We start from the raw sequence: 12,493 nt of genomic DNA on the forward strand, positions 1-12,493 counted from the left end.
ACGCCTCTATTCTTTATTAAGTAGATTGTTATTATTTTTTGTTTGGACTAGGTTTGTATCAGAATATACCGAAGACTTTTCTTTACTACTGATTTCTTCAATCAAACCTTTTGCTTTACGCTTTGTAACTTCATCATCTAACATATCTGCAATACTTAAAAGGTCTTGAGCGTCACTATTATCAGTAACTCCAAACTCATAGTCAGACATTATATTACTCTTAGCTCTTTCAAGTAGCTGACTTCCCTCTTTATCATTTCTAAAGTAAAGAATACGACCAAGCGCCATCAAAGCTTTCGTATAAAAAGAATCGTGCTCAAGAGCCAATCTTAGGTATTTTTCTTGTTTTTCACCTGAGTGTTTGCATGATAAGTTGTAGGCATTAATTGCATTAGGTTTTCGTTTATATGCTAAGTCTCCCCATTCATTAGAAAGCTTTGATCTACCAGCTCTAGAATATGCATAGCATATTTGTGTTGAGTAATCATAGCTATCATCCATTCTCTCAATACCTTGGTATAGCTCTGCGGCTAGCTCGTACGCGCCAGCTTCTAATGCCGCATCAGCATATTTTTTTACGACATGTATTCTTGGTCTACCTTTGTAATCTAGTAAATCTTGATTGAATACTTGCTTAGCCTTTAATAGCTTAGACTCGGTTTCGGTAAGCTCTTCGTTTGAAAGGGGGTTTAGAATACTTGATGAAACAGTTTTTCCAGCAACTTGAGCAGTAATACTTAAAAGTTTTTCTTGGTTTATAGAAGCTTTAACTTGAACTTCATCACCTATATTGAAATACTTACTATCAGAATCAATCGTTATGATTCCAAGAAGTTTATTTTTATTTCCAACGCAAATAGGCAGATCAATACTAGATTGCTCTCTGTTAGCAACAATTAAAGTCGTTTCAAAAGCTGATGGATTTGGTACTGGTGAAGACGATGGTATGATAGTTTCTAGAATTTCATTTTTAGTAATAATATAAATAGTCTCTGATGTAATAGGTTGGATAAAGTCCACATCTAAACCGTGATAACTAAAACTATGTATTGCAGCACCTAAGGATACATGAGAACGTAGGTCACTAGGGATAATTGCCTGAGCGTTAACACTATATTCGTTTACATAATCCATCACACATTCTTGAACTAGGGGGTTTTGCGAGCTTCCACCAATAAATAACACCGCATCAACATCTGCTCTGTGTAGCTTTGATTTATCTAGTGCATCGGCGACAGGCGATACTATATGAAGGGGGGTATGTAATCCATCATAGTCCCCAACAAAATCTTCCATAATATTTCTAAATGCTTTGATTTTGAGACTCGGCTCATCTAGGTATAAGTTGTGTTTCTTTTTTATCGTGATCGAGTTTAATGGCAAATCTGTAAATTCAATATCTGAATAATTGCTAAGTTCATTCAATGAGTTGATCTGATTTTCTACCATCCATTTAATGACATAAATTTTTAGTCTTTCAGCTGTAGCTTGCAAACTTGGTATTAATGTTTCTTCTTTATCTCTTAGACTAGGATCGTATTCTGGGCAAGAGCGCAGCAGTTGAGGCATTAAGACATGTTCGGCAATAGCTCTATCTATATTATCTCCACCCAGTGCTGTAAATTTGGAAATCGCCAAATTTCTAGATTGAAAGCTATCTTCAGTTAAGCCAACTTTAAGTATGGAAATGTCACAGGTGCCAGCGCCAAAATCATAAACCAGAATATTAGCATCATCAGACTTTAGTTTTCTTAAAAAATCAGGTTCTTGTTTCTTATGTGTGCATTCATATAAAAAGCTTAAAAAAGCAGCGTTAGGCTCATCGATAAGGCATAGCTGATTTTCAGAAATATTATTTGCTTCGAGGCTTTGAACTAAATCACGGCGTTGATTAGCTTCAAATGAGGCGGGAACTGTAAATGTAAATCTATAATTACTTAAGTCTTTTGCTTTAAGTTCATCTGTTAAGCCAGCTAAGACCCCTTTGAAAAACTCTCTAGTGGCATCTTCAGCAGTTTCAATGGTGGGTGTATTTTCACGAGAGGAAGCCAGAGATGTTCTAGGGTAGGTCGGTCCAATGGCGAGACCCAACTTCATTTTAAAAGAAGAAAAAACATTAACTCCTTCATGAAGTGTGGGTTTTAAGCGGTAAGCATCTTGCCCCCAGATTAGTTTTTTGTTTTTCCAAGCAAGAACGCTATTAATTAAGTAATGTTTTATAAATCCACCTAACTCTTTGGGTTGCGTAATGGGTACTTCAGAAATATTCACTCTGCCTTCTTCAAGGTGTGCTTGACTAATCACGGTAGTAGAAGTTCCAAAATCAATACCCACATAAATATTGTTATCAGTAGAGAGATTATTATTAGTATCAATATTGGTTGATACTATCCAATCCTTATTATTAGGCATTAAACGTTATTCCTTCAAGTTAAAAGCGTTCTTTAGAAAATTCATTGATTTATATGAAAAATGCTTAGTTTTGTTCTAACAGATCTCTATTTATTTGATATGATTTTTATTGCTAATCAAGATTCTAGAGCAGCTTATACGATGAAGGCTAAGTCCAATGACGTTAAGCGTTTTATAATTTATAAGTAAATCTGTATGAACAGGAGTATTAGGCTTTGCATTATCTTTAAGAGGAACTAAGGTTATGATACATGCTTAGACTTCAAGCTTGCAATTAATACTATAATTTAGTTGACTAATCTAGTGATAATACCGTTAAAACTATAGTTTTTAAGATAGATAAGTGGGCAGATGAAATATTTAAATAGTCTTACGTTTACCCTAACATCAACCTAAAAGACTAAATATACTCTAATTTTATGTCTACGGATTTGACGAAAGGGTCAAAAACGTTAGAAAAGATATGATTGGACTATTATCGTTGGGCTGTATCAATGCTACCTCCTAGGTTAATTCCTATAGGGTTGCCAGTAGAAGTCATTACCTACACTGCACATTGAATTGAACATAAGGCACAATCAGATAATGACTACTCTCATTGCCATAATAACCAGCTCTTTCATACCAAGAGATATCCTGCTGATAAAACAGGGTAGTTGTAAAGCCAGCCATCAATAGATGTTGATTACCTTGCCCTTGAGAGGAATATTCTTTAGAAAAAGCTGTTGAAAACTGAGCAATTTGTTGACCTTTAGCCGAGTAAAAGCCATCGCTTTTCCTATCTTGTTTATAGCAAGCGACATCAAATAATTCTAGAATATCATCTCGTGTTTTCGTCCAGCTATCATGGCAAAACGTCTGTTCTACAAACTTGCGACCTGAGTCGTTGACCAGTGCGCGCGGCGTCAATACCAGCTCATCCAAACGCATAAATCGATGAAAAGTTAGCATTGAAGGTGGACTAACTGCAGGTAAATCAATTTGCTCAGCATGAGTAAGCAATATGTTAGCTAAGGTAGGGTGATGCGTTTTATGATGAAGTAGTAAGCTCAACGTTTGCTTCGATCGCGTCAGTGCTACATATAACGGTCTATCATGACTATGATCTGCCTGAGCGTTTGAAGATGAGTTTGAGAGTTGATCATCAATGACATAAACATGATCAAACTCCATCCCTTTCGCACTATGATAAGTGATTAATATAACCTGTGTTTTATCATCGTATAGAATAGACTCTATCGCTTGTAATACCTGCTCATAAGTCACGTTTTCCATATCTTGAGTGCAACTGATAATTGCATCCCAAGCTTTATCTAAATGGTTTAAGCCTTGCTTGACCCGCCAGTACTCCAAAAATTCAGCAACATTACCCTCAATAAAGTCTAAACGTTTCGCGCTCAAATCTTTAAATAGCGCTTGTCCTATAAAACTATTGATGGGAGTAACTTGCTCATTTTCATTATACCGCTGACTACTGATATTTAGAGCTTCAAGGTAATGCTGTATGGCATCGAAATATGACCATTTAGGAGCGAGCACTGCTATGGTTTCTGGCGGTCCATTTTTTTGTTCATTACCTGCTAAGTGCTGTTCAATATCAGACGCAACCCATGCTGCCATGTCAACGCCTTTGGTCTGCTGGTAGTACCCATAGCGAATAGGACTACTAGGATAGGGTTTAGTCGCCTTGATGCTATGCTCAGCCTGCTTTAGACGCTCACTACTTGGCAATGTAGTAGCTATAAATTCATTGGCAAGCTCGACTATATTATTAGCACTACGATAGTTATTGAGCAGATAGTATTTTTGCTCAGTATTAACATGGTAGTTATCTGCAAACTGCTGGATATATTGAATGCTAGCGCCACGAAAGGCGTATAGGTTCTGGTCGTCGTCACCAACCACCATCAAATAGCCGCGCTGCTCAAAGTTATCATCAGTAGCATCACTATCAGCGTCTATGGCAATGTAGCTATCATTGGTGTCGCTATTATTGTCATCTTGTGTTTGTAGATCTGCTAATAGTCCAATCATTTGATACTGATATTCATCGATATCTTGAAACTCATCGACCATAATGTACTGAAAGTGTTGCGGCCGCTCTTGTAGTTGACTGATGGCCTGCTCAATCATCCACTGATAGCGAGCATTATCACGGCGCTTTTGTAAGTTTTTCTCTTGGTTTAAATGCTCAATGCGCGTGGCAATCTCATCAAGCGCGGCATCGGGTGCGTCTTTTTCACTCAGTCCTGTGATTTGCCGTGCCAGCCCATGGAATGTCTGAATGGTAACATTGATCGCATGATAACCAATCAAAGCCAGTAAGCGCGATCTTAGTTCGGCTACTGCCAAACGGTTATAAGCCAATATCAAAATTTTCTCAGGTTTGATTTCTTCTATCATTAATAGATAAGCGACTCTATGTACCACCACGGTGGTTTTTCCAGATCCTGGACCAGCCAGTACCATGGCCGCACGGCTTGTTTCTTTGATAATTTGTACTTGAGTGTCACTAAAATATTTAGGCAAAATCTCTTTTTCATAATCTTTGATATAAGGTTTATGCACATCGATATCGTTGTTAATATAGGTTTTGATGACTTCCGATAGAGGCTTAGTAAAGTAGTCCTCAATCAACGCTTTTTGGACATCAGTATCTGCCTGTAGCCAAAAGCTCAGCATATGAATACGAGCGCAGCGGTCCTGATAATGGCTTTGTAAATACTGATAGGCGTTTTCATGATACTTTGAAGTGGATTTTCGGTGTTTACCAATAAAGAAAATAGCATCTTGCGTATCGTCTAAGCGGCTAAGCTCAATCAGCTCTAAGCGCTGTAACTGCTCAAGTTGGGTCAAGATAGTATCAGGATCACGCTGTAGCTTCTGGGCTAAAGTATCTAGATTAAATTCTTTACCATCACCATCTTTTTTATCAGGTAGGGCAGGTAGCAGATGCTCTTCATATAAAGGTGTCAAATTTGCTACGAGCAATTTTGCATAGCGAACCCAGCTCTCCCAATTGTCTGGCAGATCCTCATCAATTTGCCATAACTTAGTCCTATTTGTAGAGGAGACAAACACTTGGGTTGTACCATGATTGCGCGTTTTTAAGATACCTAATGCTCGAAACATAGGTAGAATATGACGTTTACTAGATAAATTATGGCGCTGCTGAATCAGCCAGTTGTCGAGTGCTTTGGTATTGAGCTGGGTGGTGCCTTGCATTTCTATCGCGTCAGTGCCACTTAGCGCGCCATAACTGCTATTTAGACATTCCTCTAGAGCAGTAATAATACGGCTTAAGCGATTAAATTCACCTTTTAAATAGCGGTGTGTATATTTTAGTCGTATACGCACCACAATTTGCCACTGAGCATGACCTTGATTGACTAACTCACGTAGCCCTTTTAATAGTGACTTAACAGAATAGCCAAGCGCCAGTGCCAATTCAGGCAAATGATAGCGAGTCAGACCAGTATTGTTATCGTTGTTAGAGCCTTCGTCACTACTATTCTTAGCATTAACTATATTTGTTATCACCGTGTTTAAGGTGTCATCCGCAAGCTGCTGTAATTGAGCATAGAGCTTAGACATATTAGTATGTTGGCTAGCAGGCGGTTGGCTTGAGAGTTTGATACTGATCCAAGCCGGTTGCTGGTCTTTTTCAGTCAGCAATCCGTAACGCTCGAGTGCCAATAAAGCTACTCTTACTTGGGTATTAAGTTGTTCATTCTCGTCATCTGGTGCAAGTATGGGCGCTAGTACACTGCTAGGGAACCATTGATCTTGCATGGGTTTACTGAGAGCTGGACGTATGGCTGTCCAACAGTCTCTCAAGGTATTTGTATTTGGTATGCGTGACTCACGCTCTTGGAAAAACAAAGCTTCAATATCTCTTTGACCCCATAGCATATATGCTGCGCCGACCTCGTACGACTTACGTGCTGCACGGCCAATCTCTTGAATATAAGACTCAAGGTTATTCGGCGGCCCGCTATGGATAACGGTATGGATGCCCTCTTTATCAATGCCCATGCCAAAAGCATTGGTACAGACCACTACGTCTAGTTCATCATTTTTAAATTTTTCAAGTACACTCTTTTTCTGCCCCTCATTTAATTTAGAATGATAGGCGGCGGACATTAAGCCTTTTTGGGCGAAATCGTCAGCATATTGATCACAGCCTTTACGGTTACGCAGATAAACTATAGCCACGCCTTTTTCAGGATGTTCTGGATATTGGTTTTCGTACCAAACTTTGCGCTCATTTATAATGTTATAGATATGTGCTTCACGCTCGTCCTTGGTTGCTTCTATAAAATGCGCAGTAATATCGTCACGCCGAATCTTAAGGCTTTCGATAGGGGTGCCATACTGTACCAAAGGTTTATTGTCAGTTAAGGCAGTAAGCTTATTTACCAGCTCACTCTCTAAATCATCTTTGACACGTGTGGAGGCTGTGGCGGTCACTAAGCTTATGGTGGGTGGTAAGAATTCCGACGCGTTACTGCTAATATTTGTTCTAGATGCGTTAGTATTGTCCTGATCAGATATCACTTCTAACATATCAAGCTGAAGTTTACCCTCTTTAATGTCTTTTTGGCGCTCAAGCTGCTTTGTAAAGTGTTCTCGAAGCTCGTCGCTATAACACGCCATCATGTGATCGGCGATACGCAAAAAGTCTGGCCGAAAATCAGTGCCCCATTGGCTAAGCGTATGCGCCTCATCTAACACCCAAAATGCTGGTGGGCGATTTTTGAGTAGTTGACGAATACTATGTGTACGTAGCCGCTCTGGACTCATATAAATAATATCAATATCGCCTTGCCAAATACCGTCTAAGATGTCTTTTTGGGTTTCTATGGACTGCCCTGAAGTCAGATAAGCAATACGGTTGGCGTAGTCTGGCAAATCAGTATGCAAGTTGACAACTTGGTCTTCGATTAATGCCTTTAAAGGCGATATCACTACGGTCAGCTGACGTTGGTACCTACTTAATATCAGTGCAGGTAGCTGGAAGGTCAAGCTTTTACCGCCACCTGTTGGTAATATGCCAAGAGGAATGTCTTTATTCATCAGCACTGCTTTGACAATAGACATCTGTCCTTCGCGCAAATGCTCAAATCCAAAAAAGTGATGACACTGTTGATTAATCCAATCTTCACTCGGCTCATGCAAATGCCAAAAAGTATTTTCAGCTTGGCTAAAACTATGTCTGTGGAAAGGATGCTTGATAAGCCATACTGGACGGCGTGCTTGTGGCTTATCAAAATATCTTAGCCAGTTAATAAAGGTGGCTAAACCAAGATGTTGCCATAGTGTTGAGTGCGCTTTGTCATTATTGCTCACATGATTATTGCCCATACAACCCTCTAATAGGTTGATAAGATCAGTTCGATTTCCTGCGGGCAAGTTGTCAAAGATAGCCTCTATATCAAAGATATTGTCTTCATCTATAGCAAAGTAGTTTTGACGGCTGAGCGTATGCAAATGCAAAAGCTGTGGTAATAGCTTGTGCAGTAGTATTTGCATATTGGTAGGTAGGATTTGCCACGCTTGTGTGCAAAGCCCAAATACACAGCGACTTTCTAAGCAGTCAAGGACTGGGTTATTATAATCGACATTGGCTTTGTAGAGCTTAGCTAAGGCGTGGCTAGGCTGGTGCGGAATAAATAGGCAGCTCAGTATCAGTGTATCCCAAGCTTTCGCTTGCCAGCCACGCAGTTTGTCAGAACCGTCAAGCTGGTTTGTTGATAATGTATGTTTATAGCTAGTGGTCGATAATGCGTCGTTTAATAGCGAATATAGGTGAGGTAAATCAAACTCAATTAGATGATGGCCACCTAAAAAATCAGCTTTATTTAATAGCTCATAAACGACATCTGACTGCTGTCGAAATTGCTGAGCATTAAAGTGCCAATAGTAGTCGTTGATTAAGAAAGCACCATCTATTAATGTCTCATTTTCGGGGTTGATTTCCAAATCAAGCCAGAGAGTTTGTTGTGGGTTCAACTTTGAGAGTAGTTCAGAGGCACTCTGAACGGCTGTCAAATCCTCTATATACTTCGTTGCATTGAGACGTAGAAACTCCGGTAGGCTGTTTGGCTTTGATGTTTGTATATCTACCGGAGATGGAAGTGCGCTATTGATGGGATCAGAGATATTGTTATGACTGTTTTGAGGACTCATCTGCCCAAATATTTTAGAAGGTGAAAAAGAAGTAGGCTGGATAAAATCTGGTAGGTCTGACATGCTTTCAGCTTCTAAGTAGTAGGTAAATAAACGAACTATAGTATACAATTTTCTTTATCTTAGCCAGAGTCATAGTGGGCGAGCACTTGCAAGTATTACCATCTTCTTAATAAACCCTAACATTGATAACAGCAACTAAGTAAAAACCAAAGCACTAAATATAGTACTAGTACTATATAGGGTTAGTTCTATATTTTTTCGGTTATTAAAAATATACTTACTATTAATGCTTAATCCGAGAGTCCGAGCGTTAGCTGCGCCTCTAAATAAGCTTTTTGATAAGAAATTATTGCGTTCAAACTTACATAGGTATCCATCAATGAGATATGTAAAACTATCAATTTTAGTTTATTATTATTCATAACTTATATATTACATACCATTTGCACAAGGACAGATGATGAATTTTGTGGCTATCGATGTAGAAACTGCCAACTCAGACGTTGGCTCTATTTGTCAAATAGGTATGGCGAAATACATAAAAGGTAAGCTGATAGATACCTACTGTAGTTTTATAAGACCACAGTCTAGCTTTAGTAGAATGAATATAGATATTCATGGTATTGATAATAACCAAGTGAAAGATGCACCTACCATATTTGATATCTATGGAAATATTATTCAATTTATCGGTAATAATGTTGTGGTCAGTTATACCGATTTTGATCAAAGAGCGATAACGAAGTGTTTATTAGATCATGACTTGCCACTACCGTCTTGGCAATGGGCAGATGCCTCTGTCATGGTACGCGATACCTGCCAGCGGTTTAGTACATCAGGATATAATCTTGCCAATGTATGTAAAGAATGGCGGTATGCGTTTGATCATCATGATGCACTAGAAGACGCCAAAGCGTGTGGATTTGTGACGACCACCATTCTTAGAGAAAATAATGCTTCAATCACAAAATGGTTAAATGCTCAGCCATCTCTTCCAAGAAATAGCAATAATCGGACACAGCGCTTCACTCAAAACCGATCTATAGAAGGTAATGAGCAAGGGCGGTTTTTCGGATTAAACATTTGCTTTACAGGCGAGCTGTCTATAAAACGCGCAGAAATTGCTGATATCGCAGCAAGGCAAGGCTTTCATGTTAAAGCTGGTGTATCTAAAAAGCTCAATTATTTAGTTGTAGGTACACCAGATTTAACATTATTGAATGGACATGATAAAAGCAGTAAACAACGTAAGTCAGAGACGCTGATTGCAGAAGGTATCGACATCGATATTATTACAGAACATGATTTTCTTAAAATGCTCAAACTCTAATCTTGCTGTACAGCTTTTTTAGCTAATTCTCTTGGAATGGGTTTTATAGATAATGAAAAACTTTATCGAAAATGTATTGGCGCTATTTAGAGAGAAATATGACGACAAAAAAGATGAGGCGAAAACTCATTTTATAGATTTGCCGCCTGATATAAAGCCGTCTAAAATTGTTGTAGAGACCGAAGTTGATTCAGACGTTGCAAACCATAATAACTTTACTAATCCTAGCACCCAAAATCGTTATGCGAAACAAAGCCAGACGAGTAGGTATCGTGATGAGCATTTAGATGATGTGGGTGAGCTGGCAACCTTTGTTATCTCGTCAAATAAGCAAAAACATGATACTACTTCATCAAATCGCAAACTAGGGCGCTGGGTATCAAGGTATGAGTCTCTAAAGATACAGGGACGTATCATTGATAAGGGCTTTTTTTATTTTGGTGGTAAGCTTGAAACTTTGATTGGGTACGGTACTGAGCCTTCGTTAATAAATGATAGCTTATCGGTCGGATCGCCAAAAGTTATTTATAACACCTCACACATCTATAGTGATGAGTCACTTGGTTACTGGCCAAGTTATGCAGCTCTATCACCCTCGTGCCGCGGGGCTTATTTGGATTGGTTGGCCTCGGATCGGGCGAATCCCAATACACCAATTGGATATGTTTTCATTTACTTTGGTGGGTTTGAACGTAGAGTGATTGAAGGTATTAATGACGATAGCGTGTCTGATGATGAGTTCGTTAACATTTATAATGAGGTGTTACGACTGCATGATATTTATGGCAAACAGTCCTCATTCAGTAACTACTCAGCGAATTTTTTAGAGTTTATGACGCTAGTACGCTCGCCACTATTTGAAGAAAAAATACAAACAGCACAGCTTTTGCCGCCGCCAGCCAGTAGTCAAAACCTAACCTTTAAAATGCAATTAGCAAAAATGGCAACCTTAAAGTTACCTATTCCTGCTACCTTAGCATGGGAATGGCTCATTTTTTCTAATGAATATAATTTCAAAACACCTGCAAGGCGCTGTGAATCAGAGTTTAGAGATCTGTTTGAGATTCTATATCAAAAAGCTTATCCAAATGGATTTATCGTCCCTCCTAATAAAACCAAATTAAAAATTAGCTATCATGCTGCAAGCCAATCAATTGTGAGTGTTGACCTTACCCTTGATGATTTGCAAGACCCAAGCGCCTTAAGATCGCCTATCAAAAAACTGATCGCTATTGCCGAACAATGTAATGAGGCTTTGGATGCTTACAGTCGTTATCTAGGTAGAGAAGGTAACTCTGCAACAGGCATAGACGCTATTATGTTACTGCCAAAAGTACTGATTCAGCAGCAGGCGTATCGAGAAAAATATCCAGTCATACAAAACTTTAAGGCATGGGCAGAATCTGTTACTCAAAATGATGAAGGGCTGACAACGGTTAAAGAGCTATGGGGGTATTTAGTTGAGCCGTCATCTCAGTCGTCACATGATATGCCTAAGTCATTTGCTAAAAAACATAGTGAGATGATTACTAATTTAGCTGAGTTGGCTAGCTTCGGTGTTGTACCAGATCAGCGTTATCATCAGACCAGTCTTAAACCGGATGGATATGTGGTTTTATTTGATGGTGGTCATGGTCAAGACTTTGAGCCGAGTACGTCATTTTACCAAATCAGTTTGGCGCTTAGATTGGGTGCCATGGTGGCAACCATTAATGGCTATGTCGATAAAAGAGAAGTAGATACGCTACTGACGATCATTGAGCAAGACCCTCAGCTTACTGCTATTGAAAAGGCGTCGCTAAAGGCTTATCTGTTATGGCGCTTAAATAGTCCTTCTAATATGGCGGGTCTAAAGGCAAAGCTAGCAGTACTTGATGAAAAGTACATTAGCTTTATCAGTCGTTTTATCATCTCAGTTGCCTTGGCTAATGGTAATATCGAACCCAGTCAAATTAAACAAATTGAAAAGTTGTACCAGGCTCTAGGTCTTGATAAAAACTCAGTAGTTAGTGATATTCATCATTTAACCAGTACTAAAAAGAGCATGACAACGTTTAGTGATGCAACACAGCAAAAGACGACCAATGACAATAGTATTGGAGCTAATGCTAATATCTCAGATCGTAATAGTAAGCCGTTTATTTTTAATGCGGAATTATTAGCTGCGTATGAAAGTGAGGCAGGCGACGCTAAAGCAATGCTGGCAAGTATATTTGCAGCAGATGATGACGATATGGAAGTGGATAATGAGTCACTATCAGGTGAGCAAGTGAATAATGAAGCTGAAGCTGATAGGGCTAAAGAATCTGTTGCTAAAGGTTTAGATACTATTCATAGTAAGCTGTATCAGCAGCTTATTAGTAAAGAGGTATGGCAACGAGAAGAAGCTGAAGTGTTATGTGAGTCCTTAAATTTAATGATAAATGGGGCTATCGAGACTATCAATGATTGGTCGTATGATAATGTCGATGCCCCAGTGTTGGAAGCTGAGGATGATATAGTGATTGACTATGAGATTGTCGAAGAGTTAAAAGTATTGGACTAAATATAAGAATCAGT

The 12,493-nt window shown here is 39.0% G+C and carries 4 protein-coding genes; 2 read left to right on the forward strand and 2 right to left on the reverse strand.

What is annotated here, in order from left to right:
• Window positions 1-6: 6 nt before the first annotated feature.
• Together AK825_RS05310 and AK825_RS05315 are read right to left on the reverse strand one after the other, a co-directional pair.
• Complete coding sequence (locus tag AK825_RS05310; RefSeq protein WP_068035169.1) at window positions 7-2,412, reverse strand: Hsp70 family protein; 2,406 nt, start codon at window positions 2,410-2,412, stop codon at window positions 7-9.
• 540 nt (window positions 2,413-2,952) lie between these two features.
• A complete protein-coding gene (locus tag AK825_RS05315; RefSeq protein WP_068035170.1) occupies window positions 2,953-8,664 on the reverse strand; it encodes a UvrD-helicase domain-containing protein in 5,712 nt (1,903 codons plus the stop codon).
• Window positions 8,665-9,064: 400 nt separating this feature from the next.
• Between AK825_RS05315 and AK825_RS05320 the strand changes: the two genes are divergently transcribed.
• Complete coding sequence (locus AK825_RS05320; protein ID WP_068035182.1) at window positions 9,065-9,934, forward strand: exonuclease domain-containing protein; 870 nt, start codon at window positions 9,065-9,067, stop codon at window positions 9,932-9,934.
• 52 nt (window positions 9,935-9,986) lie between these two features.
• Window positions 9,987-12,479: a TerB N-terminal domain-containing protein gene (locus AK825_RS05325; protein WP_068035184.1), complete on the forward strand. Its 2,493-nt coding sequence runs from the start codon at window positions 9,987-9,989 to the stop codon at window positions 12,477-12,479.
• Window positions 12,480-12,493 lie beyond the last annotated feature (14 nt).

The sequence above is a fragment of the Psychrobacter sp. P11G5 genome (assembly GCF_001593305.1).
Classification (GTDB): domain Bacteria; phylum Pseudomonadota; class Gammaproteobacteria; order Pseudomonadales; family Moraxellaceae; genus Psychrobacter.

Bases quoted from the DNA above. Each gene is read 5' to 3' on its own strand.
- AK825_RS05320 (WP_068035182.1), top strand. From the start codon at position 9,065: ATGAATTTTGTGGCTATCGATGTAGAAACTGCCAACTCAGACGTTGGC.
- AK825_RS05315 (WP_068035170.1), bottom strand. From the start codon at position 8,664: ATGTCAGACCTACCAGATTTTATCCAGCCTACTTCTTTTTCACCTTCT.
- AK825_RS05310 (WP_068035169.1), bottom strand. From the start codon at position 2,412: ATGCCTAATAATAAGGATTGGATAGTATCAACCAATATTGATACTAAT.
- AK825_RS05325 (WP_068035184.1), top strand. From the start codon at position 9,987: ATGAAAAACTTTATCGAAAATGTATTGGCGCTATTTAGAGAGAAATAT.